The sequence below is a fragment of the Agrobacterium larrymoorei genome (assembly GCF_037722385.1).
In the GTDB taxonomy this organism is placed as follows: domain Bacteria; phylum Pseudomonadota; class Alphaproteobacteria; order Rhizobiales; family Rhizobiaceae; genus Agrobacterium; species Agrobacterium larrymoorei_C.
In genome coordinates this window covers 114277-136735 of sequence record NZ_JBBKAQ010000018.1, presented here as the reverse complement: position 1 = coordinate 136735, position 22459 = coordinate 114277, and the positions used below count along the sequence as shown (strand labels likewise).

The 22459-nt window shown below is 58.4% G+C and carries 16 protein-coding genes; 7 read left to right on the top strand and 9 right to left on the bottom strand.

Translation table 11 applies throughout. The annotated features are described in order from the left end of the window. Window positions 1–110 precede the first annotated feature (110 nt). Entirely contained in the window at window positions 111–4874 is a 4764-nt protein-coding gene (locus WKI41_RS16975; protein WP_340194652.1) for an NAD-glutamate dehydrogenase, read from the bottom strand. Window positions 4875–5409: 535 nt separating this feature from the next. Here WKI41_RS16975 and WKI41_RS16970 point away from each other — a divergent pair. Next, complete coding sequence (locus tag WKI41_RS16970; protein WP_027673546.1) at window positions 5410–5982, top strand: CarD family transcriptional regulator; 573 nt, start codon at window positions 5410–5412, stop codon at window positions 5980–5982. A 121-nt stretch (window positions 5983–6103) separates the two neighbouring features. Here the strand turns inward: WKI41_RS16970 and WKI41_RS16965 are convergent, their stop codons facing one another. Continuing rightward, a complete protein-coding gene (locus tag WKI41_RS16965; RefSeq protein WP_340194651.1) occupies window positions 6104–6649 on the bottom strand; it encodes a L,D-transpeptidase family protein in 546 nt (181 codons plus the stop codon). A gap of 141 nt (window positions 6650–6790) precedes the next feature. On the opposite strand from WKI41_RS16965, the gene WKI41_RS16960 reads away from it, so the two are divergent. Next, complete coding sequence (locus WKI41_RS16960) at window positions 6791–7474, top strand: response regulator transcription factor (RefSeq protein WP_340194650.1); 684 nt, start codon at window positions 6791–6793, stop codon at window positions 7472–7474. 146 nt (window positions 7475–7620) lie between these two features. Further along, a complete protein-coding gene (locus WKI41_RS16955; protein ID WP_340194649.1) occupies window positions 7621–8076 on the top strand; it encodes a cyclic nucleotide-binding domain-containing protein in 456 nt (151 codons plus the stop codon). A 114-nt stretch (window positions 8077–8190) separates the two neighbouring features. Here WKI41_RS16955 and WKI41_RS16950 read toward each other — a convergent pair whose 3' ends face one another. The 6 genes from WKI41_RS16950 to tesB form a co-directional block, all read right to left on the bottom strand. Further along, window positions 8191–8994, bottom strand: coding sequence for an exodeoxyribonuclease III (locus WKI41_RS16950; RefSeq protein ID WP_340194648.1), 804 nt, complete (start codon window positions 8992–8994; stop codon window positions 8191–8193). Between the two features lie 177 nt (window positions 8995–9171). Continuing rightward, window positions 9172–9897, bottom strand: coding sequence for an outer membrane lipoprotein carrier protein LolA (locus WKI41_RS16945; protein WP_340194647.1), 726 nt, complete (start codon window positions 9895–9897; stop codon window positions 9172–9174). 117 nt (window positions 9898–10014) lie between these two features. Next, the gene (locus tag WKI41_RS16940) at window positions 10015–12648 is read right to left on the bottom strand and encodes a DNA translocase FtsK (RefSeq protein ID WP_340194646.1); all 2634 of its coding nucleotides are present in this window, start codon (window positions 12646–12648) and stop codon (window positions 10015–10017) included. A 208-nt stretch (window positions 12649–12856) separates the two neighbouring features. Further along, complete coding sequence (locus WKI41_RS16935) at window positions 12857–14212, bottom strand: ammonium transporter (protein WP_340194645.1); 1356 nt, start codon at window positions 14210–14212, stop codon at window positions 12857–12859. Window positions 14213–14241: 29 nt separating this feature from the next. Next, complete coding sequence (locus WKI41_RS16930; RefSeq protein WP_062424736.1) at window positions 14242–14592, bottom strand: P-II family nitrogen regulator; 351 nt, start codon at window positions 14590–14592, stop codon at window positions 14242–14244. Between the two features lie 214 nt (window positions 14593–14806). After that, a complete protein-coding gene (gene tesB, locus WKI41_RS16925; RefSeq protein ID WP_340194644.1) occupies window positions 14807–15691 on the bottom strand; it encodes an acyl-CoA thioesterase II in 885 nt (294 codons plus the stop codon). Window positions 15692–15749: 58 nt separating this feature from the next. On the opposite strand from tesB, the gene WKI41_RS16920 reads away from it, so the two are divergent. The 4 genes from WKI41_RS16920 (at window position 15750) to fdxA (ending at window position 21330) form a co-directional block, all read left to right on the top strand. After that, window positions 15750–16997, top strand: a complete 1248-nt coding sequence (locus WKI41_RS16920; protein WP_340194643.1) for a ubiquinone biosynthesis hydroxylase — start codon at window positions 15750–15752, stop codon at window positions 16995–16997. Between the two features lie 353 nt (window positions 16998–17350). Continuing rightward, the gene (locus WKI41_RS16915; protein WP_340194835.1) at window positions 17351–20413 is read left to right on the top strand and encodes a helicase-related protein; all 3063 of its coding nucleotides are present in this window, start codon (window positions 17351–17353) and stop codon (window positions 20411–20413) included. Between the two features lie 4 nt (window positions 20414–20417). Then, window positions 20418–20834: an RNA-binding S4 domain-containing protein gene (locus WKI41_RS16910; RefSeq protein ID WP_340194642.1), complete on the top strand. Its 417-nt coding sequence runs from the start codon at window positions 20418–20420 to the stop codon at window positions 20832–20834. Between the two features lie 157 nt (window positions 20835–20991). Beyond that, window positions 20992–21330 carry a ferredoxin FdxA gene (gene fdxA / locus WKI41_RS16905; protein WP_062444698.1) on the top strand — a complete coding sequence of 113 codons (339 nt, stop codon included), beginning with the start codon at window positions 20992–20994 and terminating at the stop codon, window positions 21328–21330. 82 nt (window positions 21331–21412) lie between these two features. On the opposite strand, the gene holA is transcribed toward fdxA, so the two are convergent. Continuing rightward, entirely contained in the window at window positions 21413–22450 is a 1038-nt protein-coding gene (holA, locus tag WKI41_RS16900; protein ID WP_340194641.1) for a DNA polymerase III subunit delta, read from the bottom strand. Window positions 22451–22459: the final 9 nt, after the last annotated feature.

Here is a 22459-nt window from a genome sequence, read left to right as displayed (position 1 = left end):
TCAACTTTGGGTTCGGCGGATTCTGCCACACGGAAAGAAGAACTCAATGGATTGCCTTTCCGTACGCAGGCGACCCGGCTTTTACAGCCGGGCCTATTCGCTGTTGGATTTTACACGCTTCTGGTCTGGACTATATCCGAAAGCAGACCCGCGGCAACGGTGAGCCGCGCCAGATTCGTCTCGCCACTATCGCTCAGCGCTGCAAGTTCCGAGACGATCCGATTGACGCGCACACGGTCGGCTGCGTACCACGCCTGAACCGGGTTCTTCTCCTTGGCGTACTCCGTCAAGGCAGAAACAACGATCCGTCGGCGCGACGAGGCGATCTGATCCTGGCTTCGCAGCAATGCAAGGCTCTCATAGTGATCGGCCGGGCTGACACGCTGGCTGGCATCGAGAAGCCGTGCCACGCGGAAGGTGGTGGAGACGGCAGCGTAGCTTTCCGCCGCACGTGCGAGCGTGGTGCCGGATTGATCGGCGATCAGCATGATTTCCGGTACGTAGACCAGCAGGCGCAGCGTTTCCAGCTCTCGGATGAGTGATGACGAGACTCCGTCGATCCCCGGAAGGCCCATTTCCTCCTGATACTTTGCCGCAACCGGGGAAAGCGTCTTGATGGCGCTCTTCAGCCGGTCCACCTCCTCCTGCATGGCGCCGGTGATCGTGCCTGCCGTCTGGAGATAGAGCCGCGTCGCATCGCCAAAGATTTGCATGACCTTGGCATAGAGATCGTTCTGCGCCTCACCGGAAATATGCCCGTCGAGCGCATCGATCTCGTTCCAAAGCCGCTTCAGCCCAAAGCCATCCTCGACGATCATCGCCGCCTTGACCACAGCTGGCGCAAGCAGGCCACTTGCATCCACCAGCTTCTGCACAAAGCCCGGACCACCACGGTTGACGACCTGGTTGGCGAGCGCAGTGGCGACAATTTCGCGATGCAGACGATGGCTCGCAATATCCCCTGCATAGGTCTTCTGCATCTTGCTCGGGAAGTAATCCGTCAACAGATGCTGCAGATAGGGCTCGTCCGGCAGGGTGCTGGCCACCAGCGTATCGAACAGCGTCAGCTTGGCATAGGAAAGCAGAACGCCGATCTCGGGGCGGGTGAGCGATTTACCAGAAGCATAGCGTTCACTGAACTCCACATCGTTCGGCAGGGTTTCCACCTTGCGGTTCAACTGGCCGGAGGACTCCAACGCAGCCATCAGGCGGCCCAGCTCCTCGCGATTGCCGCTGCCCTTGCGCTTGACAAGCGAGATGGCCAGCGACTGAAGGTAGTTGTTGCGCAGCACCAGTTGCGCCACCTCCGATGTCATGGAGGCCAGCAACTGATTGCGCTTCGGCAGTGTCAGGCGACCATCATTGACGGCAGATGCCAACGCGATTTTGATATTGACCTCGACGTCGGAGGAATTGACGCCTGCGGAATTGTCGATCGCATCGGAGTTGCAACGGCCACCGGACAGCGCATAGGCAATGCGGCCCTTCTGCGTGATGCCGAGATTGGCGCCTTCGCCGATAACCTTGGCGCGCACCTCCGTCGCATTGATCCGGATCGGGTCGTTGGCGCGGTCACCGACCTCGGCATTGGTTTCCACCGCCGCCTTCACATAGGTGCCGATACCGCCAAACCACAGGAGATCGGCAGGCGCTTTCAGGATCGCCGTCATGATCTCGAAGGGTGTTGCCACCGTCTTGTCGATGCCGATTGCGGCAGCGGCTTCCGCCGTCAGCGTCACGGATTTCTCCGCGCGCGAGATGATCATCGCACCCTTGGAGAGTGTCGACCGATCATAATCCTGCCAGCTGGAGCGCGGCAACTCGAAGAGACGCTTTCTCTCCGCAAATGAAACATCCGTATCCGGCGTTGGGTCAATAAAGATATCGCGGTGGTCGAAAGCAGCGATCAGCTCGATCTTTTCCGACAGTAGCATGCCATTGCCGAACACGTCGCCGGACATATCGCCGACGCCGACGACCTTGAACGGCGTGGTCTGGATATCGGTGTCCATCTCGCGGAAGTGGCGCTTGACGGTTTCCCAGGCGCCACGCGCGGTGATGCCCATCTTCTTGTGGTCGTACCCGGCGGACCCGCCAGAGGCAAAGGCATCGTCGAGCCAGAAGCCCGCCTCACGGGCAAGCCCGTTGGCGGTATCGGAGAAGGTGGCCGTTCCCTTATCGGCAGCGACGACGAAGTAAGGGTCGTCACCATCGAGCCGCACCGTATCGGCCGGCGCTACAACATCATCGCCAACGATATTGTCGGTGATGGAAAGCAGCGTGCGGATATAGGTCTTATAGGCATCCTTGCCGGCGTTGAAGATTTCGTCTCGGTTGCCGGCGACGGGCAACATCTTCGGGAAGAAGCCACCCTTGGCGCCCACCGGCACGATAACAGCGTTCTTCACCTGCTGGGCTTTGACGAGACCCAGCACTTCGGTGCGATAATCCTGGCCGCGATCCGACCAGCGCAAGCCCCCGCGGGCCACCTTGCCAAAGCGCAGATGAACACCTTCCACTTGCGTGCCGTAGACGAAGATTTCGCGGAAGGGGCGTGGGTCCGGCAGGCCATCCAGAAGCTTCGGATCGAACTTGAAGGCAAGCATCGCCTTTGGCGAACCATCTTCGTTGCGCTGGAAGTAGTTGGTGCGAAGCGTGGAGTCGATAGCATTGACGTAGCGGCGAAGCGTGCGGTCCTCATCCAGATTGGGCACACTGGAAAGATCGGCCTCGATTGCCTTGTGCAGATCCGAGAGTTTGCGAAGACGCGGCTTTTCGCCGAGTTTTGGATCGAAACCGTGGGCGAAGAGCTCGAAAATCCTGCGGGCAGTGGCCGGATACTTGAACAGCGTCTCGGAAATATGCTCCTGCGAATAGACGATGCCGGTCTGGCGCAAATAGCGCGCATAGGCGCGCAGCACGGAAACCTCGCGCACCGTCAGTCCGGCGGCAACGATCAGTCGGTTGAAATTGTCATTGTCGACCGTGCCGTCAAACGCGGCAAGAAATGCCTCTTCCAGACGCGGGCCGTTGACCGCAAGATCAAGCGTGACACCTGGCTGCACCTGAAGCTCCATATCGTGCAGCACAATCACGTCTGTCTGGTCGCCGGAGACGACGCCAATATCGAAGGTCCGTTCGCTGATGACACTGAAGCCGAGGTTTTCAAGAAGCGGCACACGGCGCGACAGCGGCAAATGGCCGTCGCGGTGGAAAATCTTCAGCGACAGGATATTCTCCGCCTGCTCGGATGTTCGGTAGAACTCGATGCGGACCGGCTCGCCCTTGGCGGTTGCGACGATATCGGCCATGTCGACGATCGCCTCTTCCGGCGTGAAGGCCTCCTGATAGGCCTGGTCGACATCGAGCAGAGGAGCGCCGGGTTCAGAGAGTGCGGTGAAGTGATCGATCCAGCGCGCGGCGATATCGCTGACGGCATCCTCTAGCTTGTCCTGCGCGATGCGTGGCGTCTTGCCGTTGCTGCGCCCGACGATGAAATGGACGCGGGCGAGAGCCCCTTCCGGAAACGCCGGATAATAGGCGGAGATGTGGCCATCATAGACGCGGGCCAGATAGTCGCCGATCTTCTCGCGCACATAGGAGTTATACTCCTCGCGCGGCACATAGATGATGACGGAAACGAAGCGGTCGAAACGATCGATACGGGCAAGCACTCTCACCCTCGGGCGATCGGCAAGCTCCATGATCTGCTCGGTATAGCGCACTAGGAGATCGGTCTCGATCTGGAAGAGATCGTCACGCGGATAGGCTTCGAGCGTATTGTGCAGAATGCGTCCGGAGTGGCTGTTTGGGTCGAAGCCGAAATGTTCTTCGACCTCGGATGCCTTGGCACGCAAAAGCGGAATTTCATGAACCGAGCGCGTATAGGCCGTGGCGGTGAAGAGACCGACGATGCGCAGCTCGCCGACGACATTTCCATCGGCATCGAAACGCTTGATTCCGATATAATCCATATAGGCGCGGCGATGGACGAGCGACTTGACGTTGGCCTTGGTGACGATGAGGAAGTCCGGGCCGTCTAGAAAGGCAAGAATTTCCGGCGTCGTCATCACCGCATCCTTGCCGAGGCGCAGCACGCGCACATCCGGATCGCTCAAGATTCCAAGACCGACACCGTCGCCGCGTTCGATCTTGGCAGCGCTTCCCTTGACGGAATAGCTGTAGTCACGCATGCCAAGGAAGGTGAAATTGTCCTTGCGCAGCCACTCGAGAAACTCGGCGGCTTCTGTGCGGTCGGTCTTGCGACGCGACGATCCGCGCTCCTTCAACTCGTTCAGCGCCTCATCGAGCTTCGCAAGCATCGGCTTCCAGTCGCTGTAGGCGGACTGCACCTGAGCAAGAACGAAGCGAAGTCGCTCTTTCAGGGCCTCGGCTGCTTGTGGCGCAACAGGCGCGATGTGCAGCTGAATGAGGCTGATATTGGTTTTCGGCGCATCGGTTTCCGGATCAGCGAGCCTGTAGCCACCAATCGTCTTGGCATCCGCCACCATGATGGGGTGAACAGCGAGATAAAGACTGCGATAACCGCTGGTCACCTCACCCATGACGGAGTCATAGAGAAAAGGCATGTTGCGGCCGACGATCGTCAGGATGGAAACCGGCGTGGCGCGCGGTGCAATTCCGTCCACCTGCGCGATACCGATATAGGGACGGTCGGCCTTCCACTGCGAAAGTTCGCTTAAAGTATGGCTTGCAGCCAGCGCCAACATCTCAGGCGAATAATGCTCGATATCGTCCGTGCTAGCACGACTAAAAAGTGTATTGGGATCGAGAAATGGGTTGCCGGTGGCTTCCGCCAACTTTTTCGCTTTTTCGAGCTGCTTGTCGCGTTTTGGATTGTTCCGGTACCCCATTTTGCCTTCTTTCTTCCAAAAATCTGCTCATCTCGTCGATAAAGGAGAGAAAAATCGCGATTTCTCCCAAATTCGAATCGGATATTGGCGTGGAATTATGAATAGTTTAAGTGGCAATCGACAAATTGGGACAAGGCGAAGAATTTAATCGATTCGCCACGGATCGACCTTGTGAGACGGGCGTTAACCGGGGTCGTTTTGTTAACGTATACGTAAACCTTGTTGTGACTCAGTCGCCACGGTGGAAGCAAATTATTGATTTCCACCTATTTTTGTGGTAGACAGAAAAAACTGATCCACAGCGCGGCACTATCGTGCCCTAAAACACCTCGAAAGCAAGTCATCAATTGCACGCGGTTTCCGTGACATATCCCACTTTTGTGTTGTCGATCCCGGGCCTGCGAGATGGTTTCTTTTTGCGTGCTCGGCTGGACCAGTTCGGAGTCACCTGACGGCTTGCCCCCGTCTCATCCGGGCCTGACCGACCCGACCCCGGAAACCCCCGGGTGTATGTAACAGGGAGTTTAAAGAACGAATGACGACCCAGCAGAAGAAATCTCCAGCGCGCCACGGCTTCAAAACCGGAGAAGCGATCGTTTATCCCGCTCACGGTGTCGGTACCATTTCCGCAATCGAAGAACAGGAAGTCGCGGGCATGAAGCTCGAACTCTTCGTCATCGATTTCGAGAAAGACAAGATGCGCCTCAAGGTACCTGTTGCCAAGGCTGTGAGCATCGGCATGCGTAAGCTGTCCGAAGGTGATTTCGTCGAGCGTGCGCTGAAGGTTGTTCAGGGCAAGGCGCGCGTCAAGCGGACTATGTGGTCGCGTCGCGCGCAGGAATACGACGCAAAGATCAATTCCGGCGATCTGATCGCAATCGCGGAAGTGGTTCGCGATCTCTATCGTGCCGAGAACCAGCCTGAGCAGTCCTACTCCGAGCGTCAGCTTTACGAAGCTGCTCTCGATCGCATGGCGCGCGAAATCGCAGCCGTGAACAAGATGTCCGAAACCGAAGCCGTTCGCCTCGTTGAAGTCAATCTCAACAAGGGCCCCAAGCGCGGCAAGGCCGTCGAAGAAGACGATGCGCCGGAAGAAGAAGCCGCGTAAGGCTTTTCACCTGCAGAATGTCAAAGAACCCGCCCGTCTCGTGGCGGGTTTTTTGTTTGTTTCGCAAAGATGGCCATTCTGTGTTGAGCATCTCTCGACACAACAATCTTTAAACAAGCTATTATAGAACCTGGATAATTTGCCCCGCACGAAGATGTGGCAGAAGACGCCGCATGTCTCGGGGATGAAGCGCGACGCAGCCCGCCGTTGGCTCGTAGCCTGGGCGGATCATGTGCATGAAGATGGCAGAGCCGCGATTGCGCTGCCTGGACCTGATGTTCCAGTCGAGCACAAGGCAGACGTCATAGAGACCATCGGCGCGACAAATCTCTTCATGGCTTGGCTTGAACGGCGCCCTTACCAGCCGATTGTAGTTCGGATCGCTTGGCGCGTCGCACCACAGCATCGATTGGACGGCGCGGCGTAACGGCAGGGCCGTCTGCACGGCACGCATGCGCTCCCCACGGATGAAGCCATGAAGCAATGGCATCTGAGCGATAGGCGTTTTGCCATCGCCCTCACGCTTGAAAACGGTGCGTCCACTGCGACCAATCGCAGCCTGAAACGTTAAATGGCCAAGCTGAACGATCGCTCGACTTGCATTCAATGGCGAGGGACGGACGAGAAGCTTGGGGAGTGACGTTCTGGATTCAATCTTTCTGGTCATCACTCTTTTTCACGAGATTTTGCTTTGAAGATGCTTCACCCTGACGTCATAGCACGCCGTTATTGCGGCACAAGGGTTGACGCGAAGCGTGCAAACCGCTGAATTGGTTCGAAAATTAAAAGAGAAAGGCGAAGGTACTCTATGACGGCCCGTACATTGCTTCTTGTTGATGACGACGACGATCTGCGCGACACCCTTGCCGAACAACTTTCGCCCTATGACGAGTTCTCGCTTCTGACGGGTGCGAACGCCAATGCCGCTATCCAGACGGTGAAATCCACTCAGGTCGATCTTTTGATCATGGATGTGGGCCTGCCGGATATGGACGGACGCGAGGCAGTGAAGCTGATGCGCAAGAACGGCTTCAAATCCCCCATCATCATGCTGACTGGACACGACACGGATTCCGACACGATCCTTGGTCTTGAGGCCGGTGCGAACGACTATGTGACGAAGCCTTTCCGCTTTGCCGTGCTGCTTGCACGCGTGCGCGCGCAACTGCGCCAATACGAGCAAAGCGAAGACGCGGTCTTCACCGTCGGTCCTTACCAGTTCAAGCCGAGCCAGAAGCTGTTGACCACGGAGGACGGCAAGAAGATCCGTCTGACGGAAAAGGAAGCGGCGATCATTCGCTACCTGTACCGCGCTGGCAGCGCCGTCGTCACACGCGACGTGCTGCTGGAAGAGGTCTGGGGCTACAATTCCGGCGTTACCACCCACACGCTGGAAACCCACGTGTACCGTCTTCGCCAGAAGATAGAACGCGACCCCTCCAACGCCGAAATCCTCGTGACTGAGAACGGCGGCTACAAGATCGTGCCGTAAGAGCGTTGCTTGCCGGGTGGCCTTTAGGGCTATTTTGGTGACCGGCTCTTGTCTTAGGGTCCGCATTGGTCGAAAACGGCTTTAACCGTGCTGCCTCAAATCTGGGAGCGCGGCGACCGACTTGCATTTCCCAGGTGGACCAGCCCATGGCGTTGAATGACGATATCAAGCTTTTCGCCCAGGTGCCGCTGTTTAAAGGTTTCAGCGAAGACCAGTTGCGGCTGATCGCCTTCGGAGCAGAAAGAAGACGCATTGCCGAAGGGCACATGCTGTTTCGCCAGCACTCGCCCGCCGAGTGCGGTTTCGTCGTCTGTCATGGAAGCTTCGATCTGTGGACCGAAGAACGCGACGGCAAGCGCGGCGTCCAGGCGACTGTCGGCAGCGGTTGCCTCCTCTCAGAGCTGGCGCTCTTTACCCTTTGCGAACGCAAGTTTACCGCAGTCGCAAGGGAAGATTCCGAAGTCATTCGCATCACCCGCATCCTCTTTCATCGCATGATCGAAGAATTTCCGGATGTGGCGGACGTCGTGTCCGAACGTATCCGCGGCAATATCGCAGCGCTTGCGACCAGCGCGGCTGAGATGCGCAACCGCTTTCTCTGAGCTTCCCAGTTCAAGCGTGTCGCTATCTTTCAGATTCGCTCCTTGCGCTTTGAACTCCTTCTTCTGCCGCATGTCGTTATCGCGAAACCGCTGCACACTTTCGCGCGACATGCTTTAGAACTTGAAGTGAGCTGTCACCGGCACATGGTCGGAGGGGCGGTTCCAGCCGCGGGCTTCCTTGAGGATCTCGATACGATCGAGCGATGGACCTAGATCCTGCGACGACCAGATATGGTCGAGGCGACGGCCGCGATTGGCAGCCTCCCAATCCTTGGCACGGTAGCTCCACCAGGTGTAGATCTTTTCCGCGTCCGGCACGTTGAGCCGCATCAGATCCAGCCAGTTGCCGCGCTTCATCACCTCAAGAAGGCCTTCCGTTTCGACAGGTGTGTGGCTGACGATCTTCAGCAGTTGCTTGTGCGACCAGACATCGTTCTCCAGCGGAGCGATGTTTAAGTCACCGACTAGGATCGATGAGGTGCCAGGCATGCTGTCGGCGCTCAGCACCTTCATCTCCTCGACGAAATCGAGCTTGTGGCCGAACTTCGGATTGATCGACCGGTCCGGTTCGTCGCCCCCTGCCGGAACATAAAAGTTATGAAGGCGGATGCGTCGGGCACCCACCTGCACCAGAGCGGAGATGTGGCGGGCGTCGCCTACCCCGCAATAATCCTGGCGATGATCTTCGGTGAGCGGCAGCTTCGAAGCGATCGCAACGCCGTGATAGCCCTTCTGACCGTGAATGATGATGTGCTCGTAACCGAGTGCCCGCAGGGGCTTCAGCGGAAACTCGCCATTCGGGCACTTCGTCTCCTGCAGGCAGAGAATGTCCGGCTTGTAACGCACCAGAAATTGCTCGACGATCGGCATGCGCAGCCGCACCGAGTTGATGTTCCAGGTGGTTATCGAGAAAGTCATGCCTCACGCTCCGTTCGATGCGGCTTGAGCGTCGTGTGTCCTATTCGGCGTACGACGCTTTACCTTGAACTGCGCATCGCTTTTCCGAAATTCGAATTCGATTTTCGGACCGATGCTGTAGAGGCAGGCTTATAACAAGAGGGCAGAAAACTGGAAACGCTTTCTGCGGCCCCGAGGTCAACCGCGTTTGCGAACCTCTTCGTAGTTGATGTTGAAGACCTTGTCGTCGAGGTTCACGCCCGTCTGAACGTTGAAGATCATGACGGTCGTATCCTTGTTCTGCGCGTCTGTCGTCGTCCACTGGCGAAGATCGAAGGTCTTCGGATCGAACATCAGCGTAATCGTTGAATCGCCGAAAATGCTCTTGTCACCGAGAACGATTGTGATCAGATCGGACTCTTCCTTGACGCTGCGGACCTTCTGATTGCTGAGATCGATCTTGTCGGCCAAGAGCAGGCTGAGCGGAGTCTTGGACAGCGGGTAGATGTCCCATGTCTTCAGCTTCATGTTGCCGATCACGACGTTGCGGCCATCCGCAATGACGCGCATGGGCGACGGGTCTTCATAGTTGAAGCGAAGCTTGCCGGGACGCGAAATGTAGAACTTGCCGCCTGTCTGCTCGCCGCGCGGGCCGAACTGGACGAACTCGCCCATCATCGTCTTGACCGACGAGAAGTGGTTGGCGATCTTCTGCGCCGTCACGCCATCTCCTGCGCCCTGCGCGAGAGCGGCAATCGGCGAAAGCGCCAAAGAGGCCGCCGCTGCCGAAAACAGCGTCATCACGCCTCGGCGTGTCATGCTGCTTTCAAAGCTGGGATGCTGAGCGGAAACGACCGGGCGGGTATTCTTCATTCTGTTCTCCTTCATCGCATCCCATGTGCCGAAAAAACACGGCGGCTTCATGACATGGAGCACGCGCTATAACGCTGAAAGCCCACGCCTGGTTGCGGCTGCCGAACCTTGAGCTACGCGCTCCGCCTCAAGGACCAACCGAAGGTGGAGCATGGCGGCACGTGGGGCTTAATCATTCTCTGTTGGCACGAGAATTTCGCGTTTTCCGGCGTGGTTTGCAGGGCCGATAATTCCCTCCTGTTCCATCCGCTCGATCAATGAGGCAGCGCGGTTGTAACCGATGCCGAGCCTGCGCTGGACGTAGGATGTCGAGGCCTTGCCATCGCGCAGAACGACAGCCACGGCCTGATCGTAAGGATCGTCGGATTCAGCCATGTTGCCGGTGCCGGCAGGGCCGCCCCCATCCTCGTCTTCATCCTCTTCGGTGACCGCTTCGAGATAGTCGGGCGAGCCCTGCGTCTTGAGGTAGGAAACGATCTCTTCGACTTCATTGTCCGAGACAAACGGTCCGTGTACGCGCTGGATGCGTCCACCGCCCGCCATGTAAAGCATGTCGCCCATACCGAGCAGTTGTTCGGCACCCTGTTCGCCAAGGATGGTACGGCTGTCGATCTTGGAGGTGACCTGGAAGGAAATGCGCGTCGGGAAGTTGGCTTTGATCGTACCGGTGATGACGTCTACCGACGGACGCTGCGTGGCCATGATGACGTGAATACCGGCGGCGCGCGCCATCTGCGCCAGACGCTGCACAGCACCTTCAATGTCCTTGCCCGCGACCATCATCAGGTCGGCCATTTCGTCGATGATGACGACGATATAGGGCAATGGCTTCAGATCGAACTCTTCCGTCTCATACATCGCTTCGCCCGTCTGGCGATCGAAGCCGGTCTGCACCGTTCTGGTCAGCACTTCGCCCTTGTCGAGCGCCTGCTGAACGCGGGTGTTGAAGCCATCGATGTTGCGGACACCGATCTTCGACATCTTCTTGTAGCGCTCTTCCATCTCCCGCACGGTCCATTTCAGCGCGACGACGGCCTTCTTCGGATCGGTAACGACGGGCGAGAGCAGATGCGGAATACCGTCATAGATCGACAGTTCGAGCATCTTCGGGTCGATCATGATCAGGCGGCACTGTTCCGGCGTCATGCGATAGACGAGCGACAGGATCATGGTGTTGATCGCGACCGACTTACCCGAGCCGGTGGTACCGGCTACGAGAAGATGCGGCATCTTGGCAAGGTCGGCGATGACGGCTTCACCGCCGATCGTCTTGCCAAGCGCCATGGGCAATTTCGCCTTGCTGCTTTCGAAATCGCGCGAGCCGACGAGTTCGCGCAAGAACACCGTCTCGCGCGTGCGGTTCGGAAGCTCAATGCCGATGGCATTGCGGCCAGGGACGACCGCGACGCGCGCGGCAATTGCGCTCATCGACCGGGCAATATCGTCCGCCAGACCGATGACGCGCGAAGACTTGATGCCCGGTGCAGGTTCGAGCTCATAAAGCGTCACCACGGGACCGGGACGCACATGGATGATCTCGCCCTTGACGCCGAAGTCTTCCAGGACGCCTTCGAGACGACGGGCATTCTGCTCCAGCACATCTTCATTCAGCGTGTTGTCGCGCACGACATTCTTTGGCTCGGCCAGCAGATGGATCGACGGAACCTGGAAGCCGTCCGGCGAGATGAACGAGGTTTGTGCCTCGCGTGCGACGCGTTCGCTCGGCTTCGGCCGCGGAGGTGGCGCAGTAATACGCGTCGGGGTTCCCGGTGCGGGTCGAGCAGCGAAAGGTGCATCCCCAGAGAGGATACCATCCGGCAGGCTGTCTTCGTCATCGAAGGACGGCTCGTCAAGATCGTCGCGAGAAACCGATGGTGCTTGTCCGCGCGCACGCGCTTCAGCCCGTTCCTCGAAGGATGGCTCTGCGCGCTCCAGACGATTGATGGCAGTCTTCAGTCGCGATGGCTCATTCAGCGTGCCGAACTCGTAATCGTTGAAGTCATAGGGCTGTTCGAATTCGTTGGCGAGCGACTTGGGCTTCAGGCCGAAGATGCGGCGAAGCCTCGCCTGGGTGATGTACCAGTAATGGGTTAGCGCACCGAATGCGAGGAAGTTGGCAAAGAAGCTCTCACCGTCATCCTCATCATCCTCTTCGATCTCCTGAACCTTGCGAGCCTTGCTGTTGGTGGCAGCCTGTGGCGCAAAGGGCTCCTCCGCATCCTGATCGAAAGCACCGAGCAGGCCGGAAGCGACAAGCATCAGCCAGGCCGCGGGTACCGCCAGGATCGCGCCGAGAACAGTCGCTGCGGTGCCTGTCGGATAGGCGCCGAGGAAGAGTGCAGGAAAGCGCAAGATCATGTCACCGATCACGCCACCAATGCCGTTTGGAAGTGGCCAGGTCTGCGGCGCCGGAAAGCATCCAAGTGAGGCGGAGGCGATAAATGCACCGGCAATCCAGGCCATCAGGCGGGTCGGCATACGGGTGAGTTTACGACCGGAAATCAGCACGAAGGCCCAGGACAGAGTGGGCAGCATAGCGATCAGTGACGACAGCCCAAGAAACTGCATCATGATATCGGCGAAGATCGCGCCGCTATGTCCAAGCAGATTGGTCGGTTCGTTCGAGGTTGCGTAGGAGAGACTGGGGTCGGCCACATTCCAGGTCGCAAGTGCGGTCACGCCCAGCGCCAATGCTGCCAGAACGGCAAAGCCACACAGCGCCATGATCTGTCGCACGACGAATGCCGTCAGCACGAAGCGGTTGTCGCGGCCCTCGAATGTCGGAGAATTCACTCTGCCCATATGTTGAACCTGTCGTCCTTAGTGTTTCCGGAGCCTCGTGACCGAAGCAGGGATGACAGGGCAAAATAGCGGCATGGTGGTTAATGCGGCATTAACCACGGGAAAAGTCGTTTACCAAGCTGAGCGCACTGAAAGAAGAAGCCCGGAGAGACGATCGCCGGGCTTCGATGAAGCAAGGTTCGAGTGCGCAAACGGCTCCCGAGTGACCTTAGTTGTGGTAAGCAGCTTCGCCGTGCGATGCGAGGTCGAGACCTTCGCGTTCGGCTTCGACCGGCACACGTAGACCAACGATGATGTCGACGATCTTGTAGAGGATCGCAGAGCCGATACCCGTCCACAGGATGGTGATGACGACCGCCTGCACCTGGACCATGAACTGGCCAGCCATGGTCTGTTCGCCGGCGTAACCAACGCCACCGAGCGATGCGCTTGCGAAGATACCGGTTGCGAGCGCGCCAAAGAGACCGCCAACACCGTGAACGCCGAAGACGTCAGCCGTATCGTCGTAACCGAACTTGTTCTTTACCACCGAGACGAAGAAGTAGCAGATCGGGGATACGAGCAGACCCATGATGATCGCGCCCATTGGACCGGCAATGCCGGCAGCAGGCGTAATGGCGACGAGACCAGCGATCATGCCCGAAGCAGCACCGAGCATGGAAGCCTTGCCACGCGTGAAGCTTTCGACCACGCACCACGAGAGAATGGCAGCAGCCGTAGCAACGAAGGTGTTGACGGTTGCAAGCATCGCGCCGCCGGAGGCTTCAAGATTGGAACCAGCATTGAAGCCGAACCAGCCGACCCACAGCATGGCAGCGCCAACATAGGTCAGCGTCATGGAGTGCGGAGCCATCATGTCCTTGCCGTAGCCAGTACGCTTGCCGACCATGACCGCACCGATGAGACCTGCAACACCGGCATTGATATGAACGACCGTGCCGCCAGCAAAATCAAGTGCGCCGAGGCCGAAGAGATAGCCCTTTGCGTCCCAGACCATGTGAGCGATCGGGAAGTAAACGAAGGTAACCCAAAGCAGGCAGAAGAGAACCGAAGCCGAGAACTTGATGCGTTCTGCAAAGGCACCGATGATCAGCGCTGGTGTCAGTGCCGCAAAGGTCATCTGGAACATCACGAAGATGTATTCGGGGATGACGACGCCCTGAGAGAAGGTCGCAGCAGTCGTGTCCTTGGTCACGCCAGCGAGGAAAAGCTTGGCAAAGCCGCCGAAGAAGGGGCTCTCAGAACCACCAAAAGCGAAGGAATAGCCATAGGCTACCCAGGCGATCATGACAGTCGCAGCAATGACCGTGCACTGCATGAGAACGGAAAGCATGTTCTTGGCGCGAACGAGACCGCCGTAGAACAGGCCGAGACCCGGCACCGCCATGAACAGCACGAGAAGGGTGGAGAGGAACATGAAGGCGGTGTCGCCCTTGTCCGGAACGGCTGCAACGGCTGCTGCGGCCGGAGCGGCGGCATCCTGGGCGAGTGACATGACCGGCGCCAGGAGGGCTGCCGCACCGGCGCTCAACGCGCTGAGTGTGGAAATTTTTTTGAAGTTCATAATGTGAGGACTCCCCTGTCAGCCGAGCTTTAAAGCGCTTCTGTGTTCGTTTCGCCGGTGCGGATACGCACTGCCTGTTCAATCGAGTAGACGAAAATCTTGCCGTCGCCGATCTGCCCCGTCTTGGCCGCGGATGCGATCGCATCGACTGCCTTTTCCACCACGTCGGACGCCACCGCGATCTCGATCTTCAGCTTCGGAAGAAAGCTGACCGCATATTCGGTACCGCGATAGATCTCGGTATGTCCCTTCTGACGTCCGTAACCCTTGACCTCGGTGACGGTCAGGCCCTGAATGCCGAGGGCGGTGAGAGCCTCGCGCACCTCATCCAGCTTGAACGGCTTGATAATGGCCATCACAATTTTCATCTGGTTTCCCATCCTTTGTTTGTGCTCGGCATGGAGCCGACTCTCCTTGCCGCTGGCAGATCAGTAACAGCGACTGCCACTCTATATTCAAAGGCCGTGCCAGTTTGCGCACGCGGGAAATAAGTTATTGAAAAGTAATGATTATAAATGATGAGGCCGCAAAACGGGCAATTGTTCGCACTTTAGGCGAACAATTTATGGGCGATTTTTTGAAAATGAGTATTTTTTAGTCATTTGCTCGTTTGCGAATCAGCCCCTCTTGCGCCATGGAGGCGATGAGAACGCCTTCGCGTGTAAAAAGGCTGCCTCTGGTCAATCCGCGGGCACCGGACGCGCTAGGGCTGTCCTGCGTGTAGAGCAGCCAGTCCTCCAATTTGCACGGGCGATGAAACCACATGGCGTGGTCAAGGCTCGCAACCTGGATGGTCGGATCGAAGATGGTCGTTCCATGGGCATACAGTGACGTATCGAGCAGTGTCATGTCGGAAAGATAAGCGAGAACCGCTGCCTGATAATGCCTGTCATCCGGCACCTCGCCGACGGCGCGCACCCAGATGTCCTGTTTCGGATCGAGTTTTTCCTTGGAGATATAATGCGTTAGCGACACAGGGCGGATTTCGATCGGCCGTTTGTTCTCCCAGTATTTGCGAATCGCAGGCGGTGCATTGGCAAGAAATGCCTCTTGCAACTGCGCTTCGCTCATCAGGCTCTCCGGCTGCGGCACGTTCGGGATCGGGCTTTGATGATCAAATCCACCCTCCTCGATCTGGAACGAGGCGGACATGGAAAAGATGGCATGGCCATGCTGGATGGCGACGATGCGCCGCGTGGCAAAGCTTGCCCCGTCGCGAATGCGATCGACCTGATAGACAATCGGCACGAGAGGATCGCCCGGGCGCATGAAATAGGCATGGAGCGAGTGGATAAAGCGGTCCGCATCCACCGTTCGCTGTGCCGCCATCAGTGCCTGTGCAATGACCTGACCACCGAAGACGCGCTGCCATCCGACCTGTGGGCTGGTGCCGCGGAAGAGATTTTCTTCAAGCTTTTCAAGATCAAGCGTGGCGAGAAGATTTTCCATCGGGCTTGATGAATGAGAAGGATGCGACATTTCGGCATGCTCCGGCTGTATGAAGACGTGATGGGATGGTCTATAATGCAGAAAGAATATGCACAAGAACGCAAGGCGCAGGAGAGACCCAATGCTTGATGTCGTGATCGCCGGAGGCGGATATGTGGGCCTAAGCGTTGCCGTCGCCATCAAGCAGGCAGCACCGCATCTGGGCGTACAGGTCATCGAAGCCGCGCCTGAAGACGTCTGGAAGAAGGATGTCCGCGCCTCCGCCATCATTGCTGCTGCCAGCCGCATGCTGGATGTCTTCGGCATCTGGCAAGAGTTGGAACCGGAAGCCCAGCCAATCAACAAAATGATCGTAACGGATTCGCGCACGGCAGATCCCGTTCGCCCCGTGTTTCTGACCTTCGACGGTGACGTGGCAGAAGGCCAGCCCTTTGCGCACATGGTGCCGAATGTCGCGATGGTCGGTGCTCTCAGGGCGCTGTGCGAGCGGCTCGGTGTTGAAATCCGACACGGTCTCAGTGTCACCGGGTTTTCCGCCGGTCCGCAAAGCAACCTGATTTCGCTCTCCGATGGCTCGTCTCTGGAAACGCGTCTGCTCGTTGCCTGCGACGGTGTCAAGTCGGCGCTTCGCGACATGGCCGGCATCAAGACTGTTCACTGGGCTTACGATCAGTCGGGCATCGTTACGACTGTGGAACACGAGCGGCCGCACAATGGCTGCGCGGAAGAGCATTTTCTGCCTTCCGGTCCCTTTGCCATCCTGCCGCTTAAGGGCAACCGCTCGTCGCTCGTATGGACGGAGCGCACCGCTGATGCCGACAGCCTCGTTGCCTCCGACGATCTTATCTTCGAAGAAGAGCTTGAGCGACGCTTCGGGCACAAGCTCGGACCCATCCGCCCTGTTGGTCCGCGCCGCGCCTTCCCGCTTGGCCTGACGCTTGCCCGCGCTTTTGTGGCACCTCGCATTGCGCTTGCCGGCGACGCGGCCCACGGTATCCACCCGATCTCCGGCCAGGGTCTCAATCTTGGCTTCAAGGATGTGGCAGCGCTGGCACAAACCGTCGTCGAGGCAGACCGCATCGGGCTCGATATCGGCTCACTCAATGTGCTGGAGCGCTACCAGTCCTGGCGCCGCTTCGACACCGTGCGCATGGGTGTGACCACCGACGTGCTGAACCGTCTGTTCTCCAACGACGTCGGGCCGATCCGCATTGCACGCGATTTTGGACTTGGCCTAGTCGACCGGATCCCAGCGCTAAAATCCTATTTCATTGGACAGGCGGCCGGCACATCAGATCGCAATGGGCCGAAATTGCTGGCAGGGCAGCCTCTATAGCCAGCATCATTGTGTAGCGTCCCCTGATTCAGCATCTGGTGGCTTTTGCAGCCATGACAGCCATATCTTGCCGTGAACAAAGACTGAATCCTATAGAGTCAGCGATTCGTCTCTGATTCGTTCTCAACCTGTTCCGAATCTTGCGCCTTTGGCGTTTCTCACGAAAAAAGCGATTCTGGCTGGCCATATGAGCGGTCAAATAAGGGGCGATGCCGATGATAGGCGCTTTCGTCCTTGCGTTTGCCCCCGGCGATTGCCATGTGTGAGACAACTGAAATGCGGGTGCCCTCACGCCGTACCCGAGAAGTCTGAATTTCGTCGTTTTCGCGGATAGTACGTTGAATTTTCGCCCCATGATCTTGAGCGGCCGCGGTGTAACGGCCGTTCTTGGACCGACAAATACCGGCAAGACCCACTATGCCATCGAGAGAATGGTGGCGCATGGAAGTGGCGTCATCGGCCTGCCGCTGCGCCTTCTGGCGCGCGAGGTCTATACGCGGCTGGTAGAAAAGGTGGGCGCCAACAATGTCGCGCTGATCACCGGCGAAGAGAAGATTTCCCCACCCCGCGCCAAATATTCCGTCTGCACCGTGGAGGCGATGCCGCGCGAAACCAATGCCGCCTTCGTCGCCATCGACGAGGTTCAGCTCGCAGGCGACCTGGAACGCGGCCATATTTTCACCGACCGCATTCTGCATCTGCGCGGCAAGGAAGAGACGCTGCTTCTGGGTGCCGGAACCATGCGGCCGATCCTTGAGAAGCTGCTACCCGGCATCGTCATGGTTGAGCGCCCTCGCCTCTCCCAACTCTTTTATGCGGGCTCGAAGAAAATCACCCGCCTGCCGCAGCGCACAGCGATCGTCGCCTTCTCGGCCGACGAGGTCTATGCGATTGCCGAACTGGTGCGTCGTCAGCGTGGTGGTGCGGCGGTGGTTCTCGGCGCGCTGTCGCCGCGCACCCGCAACGCCCAGGTCGGCCTCTACCAGAATGGCGATGTGGAATATCTGGTGGCGACCGACGCCATCGGCATGGGCCTGAACCTCGATGTCGATCATGTGGCCTTTGCCCAGGATCGAAAATTCGACGGCTATCAGTTCCGCAATCTCAACCCGGCTGAAATGGGCCAGATCGCCGGTCGAGCAGGGCGCCACTTGCGCGATGGCACCTTTGGCGTCACCGGTCGCGTCGATCCGCTAGACGATGAGTTGGTGGAACGGATCGAATCACATGAGTTCGATCCAGTCAAAGTGCTGCAGTGGCGCACGAAGAATTTCGATTTCTCGTCCATCAGAAATCTCCAGGCGAGCCTCGATGCAGCGCCCACGGTACAGGGCCTGTCGCGCGCGTTGCCTGCGATCGATCAGCAGGCGCTGGAGTATCTTGGTCGCTATCCCGAGATCATCGATGTCACCACGACGGCGGAGCGCGTGGAAAGATTGTGGGAAGCCTGCGCTTTGCCGGATTATCGCCGCATCGCGCCTGCACAACATGCCGATCTGATTTCGACGCTCTACTTCGATCTCGTCAAACGTGGCACGGTCAATGAGACTTTCATGGCCGAACAGGTGCGCCGCGCCGACCGGACGGATGGTGAAATCGACACGCTCTCTGCCAGGATTGCGCAGATCAGAACATGGACGTATGTATCCAACCGCCCAGGATGGCTTGCCGATCCGACACACTGGCAAGAAAAGACACGGGAAATCGAAGATCGATTGTCCGATGCTCTACATGAAAGGTTGACGAAACGCTTTGTTGATCGCAGGACATCTGTGCTCATGAGGCGCCTAAGAGAGAATGCGATGCTTGAAGCTGAAATCAGTGTGAATGGTGATGTCTTCGTAGAAGGACATCATGTCGGTCAATTGGCGGGATTCCGGTTCACTCCGGTTTCGGGAACCGAAGGTCCAGATGCCAAGGCCGTACAGGCGGCAGCGCAAAAGGCGCTCGCATTGGAGTATGAGGCGCGTGCCGCCCGTCTTCATGCCAGTGGCAATGGCGACCTCGCCTTGAGCTCGGACGGTCTCGTCCGCTGGCTCGGTGAGCCCGTGGCGCGTCTGGCTGCCGGCGACAACATCATGAAGCCGCGCGTCATCATGCTGGCCGACGAGCAGCTGAGCGGCAATGCGCGCGATCACGCGCTGGCTCGCATCGAGCGCTTCGTCAATCACCAGATCGCAACGGTTCTGAAGCCGCTCGACGATATTTCGCGCGCCGAAGACCTGCAGGGTCTTGCCAAGGGTCTCGCCTTCCAGCTGGTCGAAAATCTCGGCATCCTCTTCCGTCGTGACGTGGCCGATGAGGTCAAGACGCTGGACCAGGATGCTCGCGCCTCGATGCGCCGTTATGGCATCCGCTTTGGCGCCTATCACGTTTTCCTGCCCGCACTCCTGAAGCCGGCTCCAGCCGAACTCGTGACGCTGCTCTGGGCGCTGAAGAATGACGGTCTCGGCAAGCCGGGCTATGGTGATCTCATCCCGATTCTGGCCGCTGGCCGTACCTCGGTTGTCACCGATCCCGGCTTCGAACGCATGTTCTACAAGCTCGCTGGCTTCCGTTTCCTCGGCAAGCGCGCCGTGCGCATCGATATTCTCGAGCGTCTGGCAGACCTCATCCGTCCGCTGCTGCAGTGGAAGCCAGGCCAGCAGCCGCGCCCTGAAGGCGCCTATGACGGTCGCCGCTTCACCACCACCACGGCGATGCTGTCGATCCTCGGTGCGACGCTGGACGATATGGAAGAGATCCTGAAGGGTCTCGGCTACCGCGCCGACCAGGTCTCTGCAGAAGAAGCAGCAACCTTCCTCGCCGCCCAGAGCGGTGATGCTGCGAAGGCGAGCGCGACGGATGCGGCACCGGCTGAGGAGGCTGCAGGCGACGATGCCGATGCTTCCGATGCACCTGAACAGGAAACTCCTGCCGAAACGCAAGCAGAGGTAGCGGCTGAAGAGCCAAAGTCCGAGGAAGCCACTGCTGAGCAAGCAAAGTCTGACGAGGCATCGGCTGAAAATACCGAGCCGAAGCCGGTTCTTCTGTGGCGCCCCGGTGGCCGAAACGACAACCAGCGCAGCGACAACCGTCGTCCTGGCAACCGCAACGCCGGTAGCCGTGGCGAGGGCGAACGTCGTGAGGGCGGCGAAGGCCGTCCCGGCAACCGCCAGAACGCCAATCGCGACGGCAACCGTGATGGTGATCGCAAGCGCGAAGGCGGACGTCCGGATAACAAGGCACGCGGCAACAACCGCGGCGATCGTCCCGATCGCGGCGAGCACAAGGACCGTCCTGAACGCAATGATCGCGGTGGCAAGCCGCAGGGTCAGCAGCGTTTCGAAGCCAAGCCACCGCGCAAGGAAAAGCCGATGGATCCGGATTCGCCTTTCGCAAAGCTCGCTGCTCTCAAGGAGCAGCTGAAGAAGTAAGCCCATGGGTGATAAGGAACAGCCACTGGAAGCCGGGCGTCAGCGCCTCGACAAGTGGCTGTTCTTCGCCCGTATGGCCAAATCCCGATCGATTGCCCAGAGCTACATCCAGTCGGGCAATATCAAGGTGAACGGCGCGCTCGTGCGCCAGTCCAGCCACATGGTGAAAACCGGTGACAGACTGGACATCGCGATTGAGAGAATGGACCGCATTCTCATCGTCAAAGCGCCGGGCGAGCGCCGCGGGCCTTACGAAGAAGCCAAACTGCTCTATGACGATCAGACCCCGCCACGCGAACCCAAGGATCACATGACCCTGCTCGAGCAGGCCGTCCGTATGCCCGGAAGCGGTCGCCCGACCAAGAAAGAACGCCGGGCGCTGGACAGGTTCATCTCCGATGCCGAGAACGCGGACGATTAGAATAAACGACTACGTCGCTGCCTTTTTTCAGCATCCTTTGTCCTTGCCATCTTGTCATAAAGGCATTACCTCACTTGCGAAAATGCCCTGTCTGAATTCCGGGCGAAGGCTTGTGTTCGAAAGCCACTGACCCGGCCTGCATATTCTGGAGTTCTTCATGACGTATGTCGTGACCGATAATTGCATTCGCTGCAAATACACCGACTGTGTTGAAGTCTGCCCTGTAGATTGCTTCTACGAAGGCGAAAACTTCCTCGCCATCAATCCCGACGAATGCATCGATTGCGGCGTGTGCGAGCCGGAATGTCCCGCCGAGGCGATCAAGCCGGATACCGAACCGGGTCTCGACAAGTGGCTGAAGATTAACGCCGAATATGCTGCCATTTGGCCGAATATCACCGTCAAGCGCGATCCGCTTCCGGAGGCCAAGGAGATGGACGGCGTCGAAGGTAAGCTCGACCTCTATTTCTCCGCCGAGCCTGGCAAGGGCGACTGATACAAGTCCACTTATCGCGAATTCGAAAAGCCTCCCGGTATCTGCCGCGGAGGCTTTTTCATGTCTCTGGGTCGTTGAACGTTTAGCTGCCCCTACCCGCTTGCAGGGTTGTAGCAAGCAGCGTCAGGAGTGCCACGCTCTCCTCCAGGCTCTGGCGCTGGCGGCTTTGCAGGATCGCCGACTGCAGCCGGTTCATCTCTCTGGCAATCGCTGCTGGTTGCCATGTGCGCAACGCGCGCTCGATCACCGGCTTGCGGCGAAAATGGATGCCGCGCCCGAGCGTCTGCATCACCTGCCCGGCCTGCAGCTTCTTCTCATCCATTTCCGCTCGCATCTGATCGAGCAACTGGAATTGGCGCAGGCACCCCTGCAGCACCAGGAAAATCGGCGTCTTGGATGATATGATCTTCTGCGTGGCGTGAAAGAAGGCGTTGCGGTCGCCCTTCAGGATCGCATCGACGGCATCGTCGGCAGACACCGCACTTGCATCGCCGATGATCGCGGCAACATCGTCTTCCTCGATCACATCCCGGCCGCGGCAGTAAAGAGCCAGCTTCTTCACCTCGTTGCGCGAGGCGATGCGATCGCCGCCAAGCGATTCGATCAGCCGCTGGCGTGCCGCAGGCGTGATCCTCAGATTTTCATCGGCAAGCTCATGATCGATCAGCGCGTTCAACGATCTCGCATCATCCGCATAGCAGGGGATGGCGGCAATGGCGCGCGATGGCTCGGCGATCTTGCGAAGCCCCGTGCCCTTTTTGAGATCCCCCGCCTCGATGATGAGAAAGCTGGTTTCCGGCGGGTTGTCGGCCAGCACCTGAAGTGCATCGACAAGCGGCTTCTCATTCGCCGCACCCTTGACCCAGACGAGCTTTTCGCCTCCGAAGAGGCCGATCGCATTGACCTCATCCAGAAGCCGCCCAGGATCGCCCTGAAGGTCGGTCACGGCTAATTTCAGCGAGGCGAAAGCATCATTGGGATCGATGCCGGTCTTTGCAGCAATCACCGAAGCACGTTCCGAGACCAGGCCGCGATCCGGTCCGTAGAGAACGAAAATGCGAAAACGCTCCGCCGGATTATCGGCGAAGCGTTCGAATTCATGGGACTTGATTTCCGTCATGATCGCAGC

Bases quoted from the DNA above. Each gene is read 5' to 3' on its own strand.
- WKI41_RS16975 (WP_340194652.1), bottom strand. From the start codon at position 4,874: ATGGGGTACCGGAACAATCCAAAACGCGACAAGCAGCTCGAAAAAGCG.
- WKI41_RS16970 (WP_027673546.1), top strand. From the start codon at position 5,410: ATGACGACCCAGCAGAAGAAATCTCCAGCGCGCCACGGCTTCAAAACC.
- WKI41_RS16965 (WP_340194651.1), bottom strand. From the start codon at position 6,649: ATGACCAGAAAGATTGAATCCAGAACGTCACTCCCCAAGCTTCTCGTC.
- WKI41_RS16960 (WP_340194650.1), top strand. From the start codon at position 6,791: ATGACGGCCCGTACATTGCTTCTTGTTGATGACGACGACGATCTGCGC.
- WKI41_RS16955 (WP_340194649.1), top strand. From the start codon at position 7,621: ATGGCGTTGAATGACGATATCAAGCTTTTCGCCCAGGTGCCGCTGTTT.
- WKI41_RS16950 (WP_340194648.1), bottom strand. From the start codon at position 8,994: ATGACTTTCTCGATAACCACCTGGAACATCAACTCGGTGCGGCTGCGC.
- WKI41_RS16945 (WP_340194647.1), bottom strand. From the start codon at position 9,897: ATGAAGCCGCCGTGTTTTTTCGGCACATGGGATGCGATGAAGGAGAAC.
- WKI41_RS16940 (WP_340194646.1), bottom strand. From the start codon at position 12,648: ATGGGCAGAGTGAATTCTCCGACATTCGAGGGCCGCGACAACCGCTTC.
- WKI41_RS16935 (WP_340194645.1), bottom strand. From the start codon at position 14,212: ATGAACTTCAAAAAAATTTCCACACTCAGCGCGTTGAGCGCCGGTGCG.
- WKI41_RS16930 (WP_062424736.1), bottom strand. From the start codon at position 14,592: ATGGGAAACCAGATGAAAATTGTGATGGCCATTATCAAGCCGTTCAAG.
- tesB (WP_340194644.1), bottom strand. From the start codon at position 15,691: ATGTCGCATCCTTCTCATTCATCAAGCCCGATGGAAAATCTTCTCGCC.
- WKI41_RS16920 (WP_340194643.1), top strand. From the start codon at position 15,750: ATGCACAAGAACGCAAGGCGCAGGAGAGACCCAATGCTTGATGTCGTG.
- WKI41_RS16915 (WP_340194835.1), top strand. From the start codon at position 17,351: ATGATCTTGAGCGGCCGCGGTGTAACGGCCGTTCTTGGACCGACAAAT.
- WKI41_RS16910 (WP_340194642.1), top strand. From the start codon at position 20,418: ATGGGTGATAAGGAACAGCCACTGGAAGCCGGGCGTCAGCGCCTCGAC.
- fdxA (WP_062444698.1), top strand. From the start codon at position 20,992: ATGACGTATGTCGTGACCGATAATTGCATTCGCTGCAAATACACCGAC.
- holA (WP_340194641.1), bottom strand. From the start codon at position 22,450: ATGACGGAAATCAAGTCCCATGAATTCGAACGCTTCGCCGATAATCCG.